This window comes from Amycolatopsis sp. QT-25 (assembly GCF_029369745.1).
Lineage (GTDB): Bacteria > Actinomycetota > Actinomycetes > Mycobacteriales > Pseudonocardiaceae > Amycolatopsis.
Window position 1 is genome coordinate 7,966,032 of record NZ_CP120210.1, and the last position, 17,794, is coordinate 7,983,825.

Annotated in this window: 8 protein-coding genes; 7 read left to right on the forward strand and 1 reads right to left on the reverse strand. The window is 70.9% G+C overall.

All coding sequences use genetic code 11. From position 1 onward, the window contains the following. Positions 1-8 precede the first annotated feature (8 nt). The 7 genes from P3102_RS37620 to P3102_RS37650 are packed head-to-tail and all read left to right on the forward strand — an operon-like array spanning position 9 to position 16,890. Positions 9-7,517 (forward strand): toxin glutamine deamidase domain-containing protein, encoded by a 7,509-nt coding sequence (locus P3102_RS37620; protein WP_276371546.1) that lies wholly within the window; start codon positions 9-11, stop codon positions 7,515-7,517. After that, on the forward strand, positions 7,514-7,981 hold the full coding sequence (locus P3102_RS37625) for a hypothetical protein (RefSeq protein ID WP_276365434.1): 468 nt from the start codon (positions 7,514-7,516) through the stop codon (positions 7,979-7,981). Before P3102_RS37620 ends, P3102_RS37625 begins: the two co-directional genes overlap by 4 nt. Positions 7,982-8,018: 37 nt before the next feature. Further along, positions 8,019-9,488, forward strand: a complete 1,470-nt coding sequence (locus P3102_RS37630) for a TNT domain-containing protein (protein WP_276365436.1) — start codon at positions 8,019-8,021, stop codon at positions 9,486-9,488. After that, the gene (locus P3102_RS37635) at positions 9,489-11,735 is read left to right on the forward strand and encodes an ADP-ribosylglycohydrolase family protein (RefSeq protein WP_276365437.1); all 2,247 of its coding nucleotides are present in this window, start codon (positions 9,489-9,491) and stop codon (positions 11,733-11,735) included. It abuts the gene before it with no gap. Between the two features lie 14 nt (positions 11,736-11,749). Next, a complete protein-coding gene (locus P3102_RS37640) occupies positions 11,750-13,765 on the forward strand; it encodes a YrhB domain-containing protein (RefSeq protein ID WP_276365439.1) in 2,016 nt (671 codons plus the stop codon). 4 nt (positions 13,766-13,769) lie between these two features. After that, complete coding sequence (locus tag P3102_RS37645; protein WP_276365441.1) at positions 13,770-14,921, forward strand: ADP-ribosylglycohydrolase family protein; 1,152 nt, start codon at positions 13,770-13,772, stop codon at positions 14,919-14,921. A gap of 40 nt (positions 14,922-14,961) precedes the next feature. Next, positions 14,962-16,890 carry a TNT domain-containing protein gene (locus tag P3102_RS37650; protein WP_276365442.1) on the forward strand — a complete coding sequence of 643 codons (1,929 nt, stop codon included), beginning with the start codon at positions 14,962-14,964 and terminating at the stop codon, positions 16,888-16,890. A gap of 46 nt (positions 16,891-16,936) precedes the next feature. On the opposite strand, the gene P3102_RS37655 is transcribed toward P3102_RS37650, so the two are convergent. Then, a complete protein-coding gene (locus P3102_RS37655) occupies positions 16,937-17,788 on the reverse strand; it encodes a class I SAM-dependent methyltransferase (RefSeq protein ID WP_276365444.1) in 852 nt (283 codons plus the stop codon). Between the last annotated feature and the right edge of the window lie 6 nt (positions 17,789-17,794).

The following is a 17,794-nucleotide window of genomic DNA, read 5'->3' on the forward strand; positions in this document are numbered from 1 at the left end:
CCGTGGGTATGGAGATGCCCGACGCGGTCAAGTGGCTCTTGCCGATCGTCGTCGGGGAAAGCTGGCCCGAAGGCGACGAGGACAAACTCCGCGATCTGCGCGACGCCTGGCACAACGCCTCGAAGGCCATCCAGCCGATCGCCGACACCGCGACCAAGGGCGCCACCGAGGTCCTCGGCGGCTGGAGCGGCCAGGGCGCGGAGAAGTTCGCCGAGGCCTGGAAGAAGTTCGTCGAGGGCGACGAAGCGTATTTCAAGTCGCTCGCCGACTCCTCGAAGGCGCTCGGCGACTCGTGCAACGCGACCGCGCTGGACGTCGAGTACACGAAGTACATGATCATCATCTCGCTGGTGATCCTCGCCGCGCAGATCGTCGCGATGATCGCGGCCGCCGCGGTGACCTTCGGCGGTTCGACGGCCGGGATCGCGCCGGCGCAGATCGCCACCCGCATGACCGTCCAGATGATCTTCCGGCAGCTGATGCAGAAGCTCGCGCAGGAAGGCTTCAAGAAGGTCGCGAAGGAACTCCTCGAGAAACTCCTCAAGGAGGGCCTGAAGAAGATCGGCAAGGAGGTCCTGCAGAACACGGCGATGAACCTCGCCATGGACGCGGGCATCCAGGGCCTCCAGATGGCCAAGGGCGACCGCGACAGCTGGGACTCGAGCAAGACCAAGGATTCCGCGATCAGCGGCGCCGTCGACGGCGTGGTCGGCGCGGGCAGCAGCAGTATCGGCAAGGGCGCCACCAAGGGCCTCTCCGACAGCGTGGGCGGCCAGATCGTCGACAGCGCGGCGCGGGGTGCCGTGCGCGGTGCGGCCGAAGGCGTCGCCAGCACGGTCGGGCAGGCCGCCGTCACCGGTGACCTGGACAAGCTTTCGGCCAAGGACGTCCTGATGGGCGCTTCCGGCGGGGCCGTGGGCGGCGGTGTCGACGGGGCGAAGAGCCAGATCGGCGACATCCGCGCCGCGAACACGCCCACCGCCGCGGGGGACGGCCCTCCGGCGCCGGATGTCGATTCCCCGGATTCGGGGACGCCTTCGCATACTCCGGGCTCGTCGGATTCCGGTTCGTCTTCGGATTCGCGTTCCTCCTCGCGGTCGGACTCTGCGGCGGACTCGTCGCCGCGGTCCACCGCGGACAGTGACGCGGCTTCGAGCCGCGGTTCGGCTGATCCGCAGCCGCGTTCCGAGGGCGGCCCGCAGCGGGCGGCGGACAGCGACCGGGTCGACCAGTCGTCGACGCGGGCCCCGGAACGTCCGGCCGACGCCCCGGCGAACACCGGTGACGGTCAGCGGGCGGCGCAGACCCACCAGAACGCGCCGGCGGCGACCGCGGACAACGGTCCCGGTCAGCAGCAGGCCGCGCCGGGTAGTCAGCAGCAGGCACCCGCCGCCCAGACGCAGGCCCCCGCGGCGGGCGCCGCCCAGACACCGGCGGGAAGCCCGGCACCGGCGTCGAGTCCCGCGTCCGGACCGGCCTCCGGTCCGACACAGAGCCCGGCCTCCACTCCGGCGTCCACTCCGGCGTCCGGAGCGGCCTCCGGTTCAACGCAAAGCCCGACGTCCAATCCCGCGTCCGGACCGGCCTCCGGTCCGACACAGAGCCCGGCCTCCACTCCGGCGTCCACTCCGGCGTCCGGAGCGGCCTCCGGTTCAACGCAAAGCCCGACGTCCAATCCCGCGTCCGGAGCGGCCTCCGGTCCGACACAGAGCCCGGCCTCCACTCCGGCGTCCGGAGCGGCCTCCGGTCCAACGCAAAGCCCGACATCGAGCCCCGCGTCCGGAGCGGACTCCAGCTCGTCGCAGAGTCCTGCACACAGTTCTTCGCAGTCCAGCGCGATGCCACCTGCCGCTTCCTCCGGCGCCCCCACCTCGACGGGTGCGCCGTCGAGTTCGGGCGGTTCGTCCTCCGGCGGATACGGCATGGCGCCGAATCCCGGTTCGAGCTCGCCCGCTCCGTCGGGTGGATACGGCATGGCTCCCGGCGGCAACCCGCCCGGCAACGGTCCGGCACCCGGTGGTTTCCCCTCTCCCGGGCACGATCCGTCCCGGCCCGGCCGGCCGAACGACGGCGTCCAGGCCGCGGGCTTCACCGGCAACGGTGGACCGCAGCAGCCGCGTTTCGACCAGCCGCCCGCCCCGATGCCCTTCCAGGGCCAGCAGCCGATGCAGCCGCCGCCTCCGGGTGGTTTCGCACCTCCGCCGCCGCCTCCCGGTGGTGGTGGCCCCATGCCGCCGCGAGGACCGCACGGGCAGCCCGGCCCGATGGGCCCGCGTCCGACCGGACCGCAGCCACCGCCCCAGCAGCCCGGTCAGGGCGGCTATCCGCAGGACCGCGGGCCGCGGCAGCGTCCTCAGCAGCCGCCACAACCGCCACAGCCGCCGGGTCCGCAGGGTCCGCCGCGCCCGCCTCAGGGATACCAGGGCAGGCCGGGACCGGGTCCCGGCCCGAACGGCGGGATCCCGCCGCGTCCGCAGACGCCTCCGCCCGGCCCGCCGCCGGGCAGCCGCGGTCCGGCCGGTCATCCGCCGCGGCCCCAGCATCCGGGCAACGGTCCGTTCCCCGGCAACCGCGGCCCCGTGCCGCCGCCTCCGCCCGGCCATCACCCTGGTCAGCCCGGTCGTCCCGGACCGCAGTCCGGGCGGCCGATGCCGCCCGGTGCCGAGCCGCCGCGGTTCGGTGGTCCGCAACGCCCGCCGCAGGTCCCGGCACCTCGCCCCGGCCACGACGGGAACGCGGCTCCCCAGGACCGCACGCGGCAGCCGCAGCGTCCCCCGCAGCAGCAGCCCCCGATGCGACCGGCGGAGCAGGCGCCGCGGCAGGAATCCCCCGACGTGCCCAGGGACGCCGAGCTGCCCAAGGACGTCGACGCACTCAGGGACACGGACGCGCCCAAGGACACCGACGTCCCCAAGGACACGGACGCGCCCAGGAACACCGAGACGCCGAAGGACGTCGAGACCCCCAAGGACGTCGAGACGCCGAAGGACACCGAGACGCCCCAGGACGTCACGCCCGACGACAGGACCACCGACGAACCCGGTACCACCGTCGACGAGCCGTACCTGACGGATCCGGACTTCCACACGGACGACCCCGCCGCCTATCGCGCGCTCGCCGAGACGCAGATCGACAAGCGGGGTTTCGACGCCGAGACCGGAGAAGCGCGGAGCGAACAGGTCCGCCGCGAAGCCCTCGCCAAACGCGACACCCACGAAGATCCGCGCGTCAGGGAGATGTCGGATCAGGGCGCGTACGCGGTGCACAGCTACACGCGTACCGACATGGCCGAGAGGATCACGCACGCCCAGCGCCACGGCGGTGCGGAACTGGACGCGCTCCGGCCGCACATCGAGGCGATCACCTCCGGCCTCAACGAGATGCCCGCCTACGAGGGCCTCGTCTCGCGGCGGGTGAACTTCAACGGCAACGAGAGCGCGATCCGGAGTTTCCTCGAGGCGCACGCCAGGGGTCAGGTCATCGTCGACCCGCAGATGCTGAGCACGTCGCGGGTCACGCCCGACCATCCGCGCAGCACCTTCCCCGGTGAAGTCGAGATGCGCATCCAGTCGAAGACCGGACGCCACATCGAGGATCTCGCGTCCCTCAAGGACGAACGCGAAGTGCTGATGAAGTCGGCGACGCAACTGCGTGTCACCGACGTCAAGATGGGCCCGGGGCATCCCGACCATCCCGATTACCGGAAGCGGCTGGACGACGGCTCGCCCAACGACCTGCCGAAGTGGATCGTCGAATGCGAAGAGGTCGTCGCCGGTGAAGACGGCCACCTGAGCCCGGACGAGGTCCATCAGAAGGTCGCCGAGCGGCGCGAGTTCAACAACGCCGTGCAGGAGCGGCTGGCGCGGGAAGCGGCCGATCAGGAAGCCCAGTTGCGCCGCGACCACCCGGAGCTGTTCCAGAACAAGGGCCTCGCGGGACTCGAGACCAAGTTGGCCGACGGCAAGGGCGGCTGGGTCGACGCCGCCGACACCCCCGCCCAGGACATCCCCAAGCCGAGGGAGCACGTTCCCGAGGGTGGCTGGTCCGAGCTGGCGAAGCCGCTCGACGAGGGCGGGACGCCGGTCATCCACGCCGGTTCGGCCGAGACACCGCATCAGCAGGTGCGGCTGCTCATGGACGCGATCCCGGCCATCGGCGAGGCCAACAGCCGCAACTACTACGCGCCCGAATCGTGGCAGGACGGCTACCGGACGAACTCGGCCGAGTCGCTGGTCGCGTTCGAGGACCGGATGAACGGTGGCGACTCGGTCGCCGGGCCGTCGACCGGTGGTTCGCCGTTGCAGCACGTCAGCGACCGGGTCGGCGGGCAGTGGTCGGATCGGAACGGCTTCGCCGACGTCGCCCGCGAGCTGGGTGGACGTCCGGTCGGCGCGCGGACCGCGGTGGCGTTCGAGCAGCACGCCGCCGCCGAGCCGAACGCGCCGGAGGGTTCCCCGCGCTCCAAGGACCGGATCGAGACGCGGATCGTCGCCGCGGTACACACGCCGCACGGCGTGGTCTTCGCCGACCCGATGACCGGACGGCTCGCGACACTGCCCGACGACCCGACGTCGATCAAGGCGATGCCGATGGGCGGCGGCGATGCCCCGCACCCGCCGGAAGCGCCGGAACAGACGCACACCGACAAGTCCCCCGAGGCCGAAACACCGGTTCGAGAGCAGTCGCCGAAGACCGGACTCGACATCGCCGACCGGCTCAAGGGCCCGGAAGAAACACCCAAGCGGCTCGACGAAAGCTATCTCGGCGACGAGAACTTCCGTGGCATGCCGGAGGATCACAAGAGCCTCCGTGACCGCTACGACAACGCCGACCTCGCCGAGCAGGCCCGCGAGAAGGCGCTCAAGCGACTCGAGGCCAGCCCGCTGAAGGACCGCGTCTCGCCCGAAGCCGCGGAAGCGATCTACTCGTACTCGCGCGAACACGCGTACGCGATCAACGAGGCGAACCGCCGGGGTGAAGCGCACCCTGACTTCGAGAACGCCCAGCGCAGCACCCGGGCCATCGTCGGCGCGCTCAACGAGCTGCCGGACTTCCACGGTGAGGCCATCCGCGGCATCGACACCAAGGGCGACCTGCGCGCCGCCGCGATCATGGCGGCGCACTACGAGCCGGGGCAGACCGTCCCCGAGCCGACGATGACCAGCTCCACCATCAAGACGTCGCCGGACACGAAGTCGAAGTTCGGCGAAGACGTCGAGATCCACATCGTCTCGAAGACCGGCAAGGACGTTTCGTCGCTCGCCGAGAACCCGGGCGAGAACGAGGCGATCAACAAGCCGGCGACGCAGCTTTACGTGCACAGCAAGGAGTTCAAGACTCCGCCGCTGGTCGACCGGCCGAAGTGGGTCATCCACGCCGAGGAGGTCACTCCCGGCGACCCGCGCTACCTGGACCCCGAGACCGCCAAGCAGAAGATGGACGAGCGGCGCGCCCGGCACGCCGCCGAGGCACCCGAACTCGCGCGCCTGGCCCAGGCGCGGTCGATGGCGCGCCTCGGTGGCTTCGACGAGCCGCAGACCCCGCACCTCACCACGGAGAACCCGGCGCGGCACGGGGTCGCGGACGCCGACAAGGGCCCGGAGTACGGCGAGCAGACCGCTCAGGACCACTCCGTCACCGACGACACGGCGGAGTTGCCGGTCCCCGAACGGGACTACTCGTCGATGGCGGTCGCGACGAACCCGCCGAGCGAACCGGCGATCCACGCCGGCTCGGCGAGCCCCGCGCGGCAGGCCGCGTACCTCGCGGACCGGCATCCGCGGCTGGCCGAGGTCAACCCGCACTTCCACGACCCCGACGCGCTGGCCAACGGCTACCGGTCCAACTGCACCCGCACGCCGGGCGCGTACATGGACCGGCTGAACGGCATCGATTCGACCGCCGATCCGCTGCTGGTGCACGAAATGGACAGCCAGGGTTCGCTGGACCACGTCGAGGAGCGCTTCGGCGGCCAGTTCTCCGACCGCGCCGACTACGACACCGTCATCCGCGAGATGCGGGGCATGCCGACCGAGCACCACGCGGTCGTGGCGGTGAAGTACCTCGACGAGAACGGCGTCGAGCGCGGGCACATCGCCATGGTGGCCAACACCCGCGACGGCGTCGCGTTCATCGACCCGCAGTCCGGTGCGCTGATGAGCCTGCCGCATCCGCCGCTGGGCATGAAGCTGATGCACGTCGGCGTCCCGGAGGGCCCGGCCGCTCAGCACACCGACGGCCACACCACGCGGACGGACACCGCTTCGGCGCGGCCCGCCGACCCGCGGATCGCGTTCGCGCGGCCGGATCAGCCGGTGGATCCGCGCCTCGCCTACGCCAGGGAAGACACCCCCGACGTGCCGCCGTCGCGGATCGGGCCGGACGGCCGTCCGATCGTGACCCCGCCGCGCGACACGGGCTACGGAATGGCGCCCGACGAGCAGCCCGACGGAAACCGGGCCGAGGGCGAGCGGTTCCTGAACGATCCCGAGGTCGCCGCCGCGGTGGACGGGCTGGCCCCGGACAAGAAGCGGGCCGTCCACGAGGACGAGAACGGGGTCAAGCACGACGTCGGGCCGATGCGGGACTTCATCCGTGAGCAGTTGCCCGCGCATCCGGAACTCGTCCGGCTGATGGAGCACCCGGACAACGCGTACCTGCGGGCCTCACTGCTGCACAACCCGATGACCATCGGCAGCCTGCTGCTGCACCCGGAAGCCATCCCGCTCCTCGAAGACGCTCTGCGCGACGTCGAGGAACGCGGCCACCAGCTGATCGACGACGTCCGCCAGGACGGTCCTGGCGACACTCCGCTCACCCCGGAGCAGCGGGACCTCGCGAACGCGGCGGCGGACATCGCCGCCGACGTGGACCCCCGCGACCAGTACCACGCCGGATTCGATCGCGCGGACAAGGGCGATCCAGGGAAGATCCAGGAGTTCCTGGCCGCCGAGCGGGAGGCGTGGCCGCGGAACCAGGGCGACCTGAACCGGATCGCCGAACGGATCGCGGCGGACAACAACGGTGACGCGTCGGGCAGGCCCGGTCCGAAGGACGACGACCGCGCGAAGGCGAAGATCGCGGGTTACGACGGAGACGCGTCGAAACTCACCGACCTGGTGGGCGTGAAGATCCAGTTCGACACGCTGGCCGACGTCTACAACGCGTTGAACGCGGTGATGGCCGATCCGGATCTCCGGATCGTCAGTTTCGACGACCGGTTCGCGAATCCGCAGGACAGCGGCTACCGCGATCTGCAGATGAACGTCCGGCTGCCGAACGGGCACGTCGCCGAACTGCGGCTGCATCTGAAGCACATCGACACGGTCTCGGCCTACGAGCACGCCTTGTACGAGGTCCGTCGCGACTTCCCGACGTACAACCGGACACTGGACGAGAACAACAAGAAGCGGCTGACTCCGGAACAGGCGCTACTGGAAGCCGCGTTGATGGACCGGGTCCGGGAAAAGTTCATGACCGGGCTACGGAAGGGCTTGCCGCCGGAGGAGAACACGTGATCCAGACCCCGTCCTTCTACACGTACTTCGGGAAGACCTACCGCATCGAGTCGACTCCCGACGGAGGCCTGACCGGCTTTCTCCTCAATCCGCGCACCGGCGAATTCGACGAGAAGCCGGAACACGTGCGTGAGGTCATGTGGGCGATGGCGAGTTCGGACATCAGCAAGGTGCCCGAGGAGAAGTTCGTCCAGGAGACCGAGCGGGCTCGCGCGTACGAGCTCAAGGGCGCGGGCCCGATCTTCGCGCTCTACGAGACCATCGACGGCCTGTACGACCAGGCCAGGCGCGAAAACCGCCGCTTGGAACCGCAGGAATCGGCCTTGATCCAGGCGCTGCGCAAGCGCACCTTCAAGATGTGGGAGGACGAGCTGGCCCGCCGCGCCGCGGGGGAGCCGCCGTCGTTCCGGGCGGAACCCCGTTTCCCCGAATACGCACCACCGGAGGAAGGGGACAGCCAGTGATCTCCTACCACCGGGCGGACCGGGCGCGATGATTCACGTGGAACAACTGACTTCGGAACAACGACACGGCCTGCTGATCGAGATCGGCAAGCTCGTCCGGGCGGGCGTCACCGACGCGGCGCGTCCGGCGGCGGCCGATTTCCGGCAGGCCGGGGAACACACCGAACTCGAGGGCCACAACGTCGTGCCCGCAGCCGAGCTGAACGAGCTGTTCGGCAGGCTTCGCACCGGCATGTACATCACCGGCCGCGGGACCTGGCTCCAGTCGCGGTTCACGCTCAAGCCCGACGGCACCTTCGACTTCGACTTCACCCTCGACGACGAACCGGCGTGGTCCAGGACCCCGCCCGCTTCGGCGTATCCGGACGAGCTGGCCGCGTTCCCCCGCGAGGACGAGCACGTCCCCGATTGGTGGCGGCTGCGCGCACAGCTGCCGTTGCGCGTCGAGTTCCGGCACGCCCGCATCGTCGACGCGTACACCGAGGGCGAGCCACCGGTGGTGGACAGACCGGAGCTCGACGAATCCGAGGCGCCGCTGGTCGCGCAGTACCTCGAGCGTGAACCGGCGATCCTCTCCGGCAGCGGTCTCGGCAAGGACATCTTCGCTCCGGAAGCCGACGGCGACGTCCCGGAGAGCTACCACACCGACGGCACCTGGATCTGGCACGCGTCCGTGCCGCACTACCTGCGGAAGTACGGGATCCCGCCGGAGCCCGAGCTGGTCGGGCACATTCGCGGCCAGCGGTTCCAGCCGCCGTACGTCGAGCACCTCGTGCGGCGGACCGCGGAAGCGGATCTGCTCGGCAAGCCGAGGCCGAAACCGGGCCGCTCCGACGTCAAGAAGACCGAAGGCGACATCGCCGCGGAGCTGGAGACGTCGCCGAATCCGGCCCTGACCGACGAAGAACTGCTGGTCGTGCTGGTCAGCAGGCTCGGTGAGCACGGCGTCTGGCCGGAGGCGTACCGCATCGGCGACCGCGCGGACGGCGCCTGGTGCCTCAATTTCACCGAGAAGGGCTGGGAGGTCGCGGCCTACTCGGGCGGCGTCCCGGTCTCGCCGAAGTACTTCGACAAGCTCGACGACGCGGCCCACCAGCTTCTCGGTGCCCTGCTGCTGCATCCGGCGAGGATGACCGCCGGACACGAGACACCTCTCGAGACGGCGAAGGAACTCGCCGATTGGCCGGTGCAGGCGGCCACGGGTGAGCCTCCGCTCACCTTGCTCCGCAACAAGCGCGTCAGCCGGATGGTCGCCGGTACGGTCGTACTGCGGTTCGGCGAGGAAACCGGCAATCTGGTTCACCACGGAGGGGTACGGTTCGCCACGACGTCCCTGCCGCTGGAACGGGAGCGCGTCGGTGGGACCTACCGGTTGCGACGCCCGCTCCACGTGATCATCGGTGTCACCGTCCCTTGGGCGAACATGCCCGGCGGGGCGGTGGCCTACGTGCTCCCGAGGACCATCGCCGAGCACGTGTCCGACGGCAGCCTGGAGAGGATCGAGTAGGTGGAATCGGCGGAAGCGGTAGCCAAGGTCGAAGAGTGGCTGCGCGCGGTCCACGGCCCGGACGTGTCCGAACCGGGCGGCGCCGGCCTGCGCGTGAACCACGAGAAGGTCCTGCGCGTCCCCGAGGGCTGGTCGGTCCCCTACAACACGATCGCCTTCCTCGACGAGGGTCATGCCGAGAAGGAGATCTTCCCGCCGCCGTCGGTGATCGTCCGCGAACCGGACGGCGAACTGCGCCAGGCGCATCCGCAGCCCGGCGGGCTCAGCGTCCCGGTGGCGTTCCCCGGCCAGGAGGCGTGGCGCGAGGTCGTCGACCCCGAGTACGCCAAGGCCGGACTCGGTGACCTCGGGGTTCCGCCCGCGGTCGTCGCCGGCTGGGTGCAGGTCACCGCGGACGGCGTCCAGACCGGACGGGAGCGGGAGAACCCCGAGTACAAGGCCGGGCCGATCCGCCGCGGCTACCCGAAGCCGGAGAACCGGCTCGAAACGCTGCTGTCGTTCGCCAGCGTCGGCTGGCTGACCAGGGAGCAGCTGCTCATCGGGCTGCTGCGCTGTGAGGTCTACGTCCCGCTCGACCTGGCGTCGGGGAAGACGGAGCGGTTCTACTTCAACGAGGAACGCGCCGAACTCCGGGTGTTCAGCTCGACCAGGAACCTCCCCTCCCGAGAACACGGGTACTGGAAGGTCGACATCGCCACCCTCGCCGGGTACGAAAGCCCGCCGAACCTCGTGATCAACGGTGGCCCGGCGACGTTCGAGGACGTCAGCGGCGCCGAACTCGCCGAGACCGCGTCGCGATTCCCGCGCCGGGGCCCTGGCGTCGACGTCAACGAGCGCTGCCCGGAAGCGGATCCGAAACTGGAGACGCTCGCCGCCGAGACCGCCGCGAAGATGGGTCTGCCCGAACCGGTGAAGCCGCCGCTGGCCGCCGCCGAACGGGCCCGCCGCCGCGGGTTCGAACTGACCGTCGAGGAATGCCAGAAGACCGTCCTCGGCCAGTCGTGGCTGGCACGGCTCAAGCAGCCGGAGCCGCCGCACGGCCGCCCGAACGACCTGCGGGCGAACGGGCTGGCGCCGGGTTACGACAACGACGGGCAGCTCCAGCCGCGTCTGGACACCTTCGGCAAGTACTTCGAACGAGACCGCTCCAGCTCCCGCTACGGCTGGCAGCGCGTCACGGGCGCGTACGTGGGCTTCGCGCTCGGCGAGGCACTCGGAGCGGCAGTCGACCGGATGCGGCTCGACGAGATCCACAGCACCTACGGCCCGGACGGCGTCACCGATCTGCCGGTCGCGTTCGACCTGCCCGGCCGGATCGGGCCGCTCACCCAGCGGCTGCTGTTCTACACCGAAGCCGTCATCCGCAGCCCGCATCGGGAGCAGCCGGAGAACCTTTCCGCCGAACAGGCGCTCGGGACGGTCGCCCGCAACTCGCTGATGCGCTGGCTGCACACCCAGGGCGCGCCGTTGGACAACGCCGACGGCTGGTTGGTGAAGGTGCCGGAACTGCGTGTCCGCCGCACCCCCGACGACGCCGAACTGAACGCCTATCACGCGCTGGCGACCGTGTCCCCGACGGCGATGCCGATGAGCGGGCCGGACGCGCTGGTCACGGCCCTGCCCGCGGCGATGACCGCGGCGGGACCGGGGACCGCCCTGAGCGGCGGTGTCCGGCAGGCGGTCCGCGACCTCGTTTCGGTCACTCATCCGGGGGAGGTCGACGTCGAAGCGGCGACCTACCTGACCTGGCTGTTCGAACCCGCGCTGACCTCGGAGGCGTTCAGCTATCCGGTCTGGAACATCTCCCGTGAGATCTTCAGCGACCGGAATCCGCACCAGCGGGGGCCGGTCTGGGCGGATCTGAAGGCGATGGTCGCGGAATCGGTGCCGTTCTTCGGCAAGCACGGCCTGCCCGATCTGCGGGTCCCCGAGCTGATCGGCGACGGCAAGGGCACGCTTTCGGTGCTGGGACGCGCGTTCGCGGCACTGTCCGGCTTCGAGAACTACCCGGAGCAGGCGTTGCTGCGTGCGGTCAACCACTCGGGCCGCAGCGCGATCACCGGCGCCGTCGCCGGTGCGCTGCTCGGCGCCCGCACCGGCATCCCCGGGCTGCCGCAGAAGTGGGTCGATCAGCTGGAACTGCGCCACCTGGTGGAGAACATCGCCACCGACGCGTTCTGGCACTTCGACCGCCATTCGGCGCTGCACGAGGTCGACGGCTGGGCCCAGCGGTATCCACGCTGGTGAACGGAATGGGGACGATGAACGAAGAGGAAGCCGTCAGCCGGGCCGAAGCATGGCTGGCGGGCCGAGGCGGGGAGGGCACCGGCGCGTTGCGGATCCGCCGCGACTACGTCGTGCGCGCGACCGACGGCTGGAACGTCACCTACAACACCGTCGGCTGGCTCGATGGGACCGAGCCCGGTGTGGGCCTCTTTCCCAGCCCGGTCGCCTTCGTGCCGGACGACGGCGGTGAGATCCGGCTCGACCTGGAGCTGATGGCGGTTTCGGCGGCGGGCGGCGACAGTGACGCCTTCACCCGGTGGGCCGAGGTCGTCGATCCGGAGTTCGACCCGGCCGCGGTTCCCGGTCTGCCCGTTCCGAAGGCGGCGATCCTGCGCTGGGAGCAGCACACGCTGTACGGCGAGCCGACCGGTGCGGTCCGCGCGAACCCGGATCACCGGCCGGGACCGCGGTTCTCCGGCCGACCGGCACCGGAAAGCCCCGTCGAGACGCTTCTCGGCTATCTGCGCGTCGAGTGGATCACGCCGGAGGAGTTCGTCCACTGGATGCTCGACCTCGACGTCCTGGCCCCGGCGAAGGACGGCCACCTGCAGGTCCGCGACTTCGGCGACGCCGGCGTGCGGTTCGTCGTCTACACCTCCGAGGCGCAGGTGCCCTCGGAGTACACGATGTGGCAGCGAATCCAGCCCCGCGTGCTGCTGCGGCGAGCCAAGGACAACCCCGGAGCCGGCCTGCTGGTCAACCCGGGACGGCCGGAGACCTTCAACGTCTACCCGGAGACACTGCGGCAGGTCGCCGACCTCGGACTCCCGGCGGGGACCGAGCGCCCCGAGTCCGTCGGGCGCCCCGCCTACTTCAGCGGGGAGTACGACGGCGCCGCCGTCACGAACCTGCGGAGTCTCGTCGACCAGGCTCGCGACAACGGCTACCCCCTGAGCAGTGAAGAACTCGCCCGCTACACGCGGGCCGCGACGCTGTCGTTCGAGCGCTCCCGGGCGAAGCACGACGGCCGCCCGCTGCCGGAGCTGCCCGAGGACCTGTTCGCCAACGGCCTGGTGACGCACTTCTACGACAACGGCGAACCGCGTCCGGCCGCCTGGACGTTCGGGAAGTTCTACCACCTGACGCTCCCCATAGGCAGCTTCGCGTACCCACGGCTTCTCGGCGCGTACGTCGGCTTCGCGCTCGGCGACGCGCTCGGCTCGGGCGCGGACCCCGCCGACGGCCTGCCACTCGGCGGACTGACCCGGCAGCTGCTGTTCCACACCGAATCGGTGCTCCGCGGCCTGGACCCGGCTCCGGACAAGGCCGAGATCCCGGCGTCGCTGCCCGCGGGCGGACGGCCGGACGGCTGGATCGCCAAAGCCACCGAAGGCGCGGGCCCGCCCCCCGCCGAGTTCTCCGCGATGCTGGCGACCGCGCTCGCCGCGACGGTGACCGGTGGCGTGCAGGGTCCCGCGGACAGTGCTTTCTACGCGATGAAGGTGGTCCGTGAGCTGGTCGGTTCGGCCGCCGGACACGAGGTCGTCCACGGTGCGGAATTGCTGGTGAATGTCTTCCGCGCCCAGCTCGCGGCCCGCGACGGCCAACCGGCGGTCGCGAACTTCCTCGAGGGCTTCGACGAGTACAGCGGCGAGGTCGGCGACCTGGTCGAAACCGTGCTCGACCTCAGGAACGACGTCGACGCTGATGACGTCGAACAGTTCGACGGCATCGGAGACGGCCGGACGCCGCTTTCGGTGCTCGGCCGGGCGTTGTTCGCCGCCGCCAAACGGGGCCACGACCCCGAGGCGGCGCTCGCGCTGGCCGCTCGCGGCGGCGCGGTGACCGGCGCGCTGACCGGGGCGATGGTGGGCGCCAGGCTCACCGTGCCCGGCCTGCCGGAGGCCTGGCTCGCCGCGTATCCCGACCTCGGTGTCGTCGACGCCATGGCGGGCGACGCTTATTACTACTTCAACCGCTTCGGCCTGCCCCGCGAACCCGAAGAGCGGCGGCGCTGGGACGCGAACCGGTATCCACGAGGAGATCAGTAGAGAAATGCGCGAGTGGCTTCAAGATCCGGCGACCAGGTCGCGGTTGCGCGGCAGCCTGTACGCCGGGGCGCTCGGCGACGCGCTCGGCGCGAAGACCGAGTTCGACTCGATCGACCGCATCCGGGAGATCGCCGGGCCGGCCGGGATCACCGGCCTCATCCCCGCGTACGGCGGCCTCGGGCGGATCACCGACGACACCCAGATGACGCTGTTCACCCTGGAAGGCCTGATCAGGGCCGGTGTCGGCGCCCGGCGGGAGCAAGGGACCTTTGCTAACGGCCGGAGGCAGCAGGGGACCTTTGCTACCGCTGCTATCGCCGTCGAGCAGTCGCTCCAGCTGGCCTACCAGCGCTGGCTGCACACCCAGGGCGTCTCGTGGGAGCGGGCGCGCGGCCCGGAGGACACGAGCCCGGAACCGGACGGCTGGCTGATCACGAATCGCGAGCTGTTCAGCCGACGCGCGCCCGGTCTCACCTGCTTCAGCGAGCTGGAGGCGTACGGGAAGACCGGGGTGCGCGCCGGCATGGCCAAGCCGGTGAACAACTCGAAGGGCTGCGGCGGGATCATGCGCGCGGCGCCGGTCGCGCTGTGGTCGGACGACCTCGCCGAGGTGTTCCGGCTCGGCGCCGAGAGCGCGGCGCTGACCCACGGTCACCCGAGCGGATATCTCTCGTCGGGTGCGTTCGCGGTGATCGTGCACGAGCTGCTGCGTGGGGAACCGCTGCTCGACGCCATCGCGACCGCCCGTGCCGAACTGGAGAAGTACCCGGGGCACGAAGAGCAGAGCGTCGCGCTGGACCAGGCGCTCGCCCTGTCCGAAGAGGGAGCTCCGACGCCGGAGAAGCTCGAAACGCTCGGGCAGGGGAACGTCGGCGAAACCGCGCTCTCCATGTCGGTCTACGTCGCACTGACCACCACGGACCCGAACGTCGCGCTGCTCGCGTCGGTGAACCACAGCGGCGACAGCGACTCGACGGGGTCGGTCTGCGGGAACCTCGTCGGCGCGATGTACGGCGAGGAAGAGCTGGAGACGAGCTGGCTCGTGGAGCTGGAGTTGAGCGAAGTGATCGGGCGGCTCGCGGACGACGCGCTCGCGGAGTTCGGCGGGACCGCGCCGGATGACGACCGGTGGTACGCCCGCTATCCGGCCCACTAGATTTACCCCCGGTTTGGGGAACTCGGGGAGGGGACACATCGTGCGTTACCGGGTACAAGCGGCGGAACGGCCGGATGGCCTGTACGCCGTCTGGGGGGACACCGTCTTCGCGGCCCAGCGATCGACCGAAGACGGCACGCTACTGCTCATCGCGCCGCCGGGGGAAGCGGCGCCGGAGGGGTTCGACCGCGACTGGAACGGGCGGCCCGCCCGCGTGGTGCTGAACGGCGAGGCCGGCGCGACCTTCAGCCTCCAGTCCTACGGCCGGTTCGACGACGAGCACTTCCAGATCGCGCCGAACACCGGCGGCGGCGACCTGACCTTGCGCTGGGCGGGCGAGGACGCGGCCCGCGCGGCGGAACTGGGACTGACGGACTTCTCGACCACGGCCGCGCCGTCACGGTTGACGGCGTTGTGGCAGACCAGGCACGACTTCGTCGAGACGCCGGAAGCACGCCCGGAGCCCGGCACGGGTGACCAGGCGGCGCTGCTGCGCGCCATCGGCCGGACCCTGCTGCGGGTGCTGCCGCCGGGCTGGCAGCGGGTCGGCGCCCAGTTCCGGCAGGTCGGCGACTACTCCGAACTCGAGGTCCGCTCGGTCGGCGACGAGGGCACCGGCCCGGTGTCGGTGTCGATCGCGGCCCCGCCGGAGCTCGGCTCGCTGTTCGCGCGGTTGCGCGCGGCGATGCACCAGCCGGAGACCGGCACCTGGTTCCAGGGCACCTTCACGCTGGACTCGGAATCGCGTTTCGACTTCGACTTCGACGCCGAGCAGGAACCCACGTGGCGGCTGGCGCCGAACGAGGGCGGCAAGCCGTCGCCGCGCGCGTACGCGACCGAACTCGCGATCTTCCCGCGCGACAAGAAGCACGTCCCGGCCTGGCTCTCGGCCAAGGCGGGCCTGCCGCTGGACGTGGTGTTCCGGCACGCGAAGGTCGTCGACGCGCACAACGAGGGCGAACGGCCGGTCGTCAACCGGCCGCCGGTGCCGCCGGAAATGATGCGCGGCGTCCTGGACTACCTCTTCCGTTCGCCGGTGGCGCTGACCCGGCCGGGTCCGCAGCCGGACGTCTTCACCCCGAACGGCCCGCCGGACGTGCCGAACGCCTTCCACACCGACGGCGTCTGGATCTGGCCCGCGGCCGTGCCGCATTACCTGCGCAAGTACGGCGTACCGCCGGAGCCGGAGCTGGTCGAGCACATCCGGGCGGCCGGCTTCCGGCCGCCGCTGGTCGGCGAGCTGGTGCGGGCGACCGCCGAGGCGGAGATCGTCGGGAAGCCGCGGCCACCGAGGACCGCCGCGGACCTGCCGGACGAAAGCGTCCGCACCCGCGTCGAACGCGACGGGGAACCCGCCCGCGACATCCGGGCCGTCGAGGTGCTGGACGTCCTGCACCAGCGCCTGGCCGAACACGGCGTCGCGCCGACGTCGTATCGGATCGGCGCGAACGCGGTGCCGGAGCCGGGGCTCTGGACCCTGCGCCGTACCGAGAACGGCTGGGAGGTCTCGCGTCCGCCGACGGACGAGCCCGTCGCGTTCGCCACCCTCGAAGAGGCGGCGCGGTTCCTCCTCGGCACCTTGCTGCTGTACCCGGCACGGGCCGCGGTGGGCGCGAACGAGGAGGCCGACAACCCGGCCGACTGGCCGATCCTGCCGCTCCGGGGCGAACCGCCACTGAACTTCTTCCGCCGCAAGCGGATCGTCGTGCTGCCACCGGGCACCACGGTGCAGCGGTTCGGGAACGAGACCGGCAACCTCGTGCACGCCGAAGCGGCTCGGTTCATCGAGACGTCGCTGGCCGCGGACCGCGAACGCGAACGCCGCCTGTACCGCGTCCTGCGGCCGCTGCGCGTGGTCACCGGCATCACCGCACCGTGGAACGGGACGCCGGGCGGTGCCGTGGCCTACGTTCTGCCGCGGCCGCTCGCCCAGCATCTCGAAACCGGCGCGCTCTCCCGCGTCCAGTAGCGCGTCTGGACCGCACTCACGTGATCGGAGGCGTGACTCGCGTGGCTCAGGAAGCGGTGATGAGCACCGCGGGCGACCACCAGTAGTCCGCCAGCGGCTCGATCCGGATACCGGTGAAGCCCGCCTCCTTCAGCTGGGAGGCCCAATCGGTGGCGGGCTGCTCCCAGTTCGTGCGGTCCGCCCCCGGTTCGACCAGGCCGAGCAGGATCGGCAGCAGGAAACCCTGCGCCACCAGCGACGCGTCCTTGCCGTACTCCGAGACCCCGCGTTCGTAGCGGGTGACCAGGGAAACCAGGTACTCGGCGGAGTCTTCGTCGTACTCGGGCACGTCGAACTCGGCGAGCACCAGGGAGGCGGTGCGCGGCCGGAGCGCACGGAGGACTTCGGTGCGCTCGGCGGTCGGGATCGACTGGAGCGCGAACGTCGACTGCGTCAGCTGCCACTGCCGGTCGTCGTCGCGGGCGAGGAATTCCTGCGCGGTGGTGTCCCAGGTGTGCAGGCCGTGGGTGCCGTCGAGGTGTTTGCGCGTTTCCGCGAGCAGCGCGCGCGACGGCTCGACCAGGTCGATGCGGCCCGGTTGCCGGTCCGCCTGCTCGAGAGCGGGAACGACGGCGAGCCCGTCGCCGCAGCCGAGGTCGAGCAGGGAGCCGACGCTGCCGTAGCGCCGGGCGAGCATGGCGCTGAGCGCGCGGTAGAGCTTGACGTTCCCGCCGCCGCGGATGAACGCCGTGAACGCGGCGGGCTGGTCGTACACACGCCCGCCGCCGCCTTCGGTCAGGTACCGGTGCAGTTCGCGGCCGAGCGTGGATCCGGCGCGCTCGGCGAGGTCCGCTGCCTTGGCCCGGTCACCGTCGCGGTACGCGGTGAGCGCTTCGGCCAGGACGTCCGTTCTCTTCATGGTCTC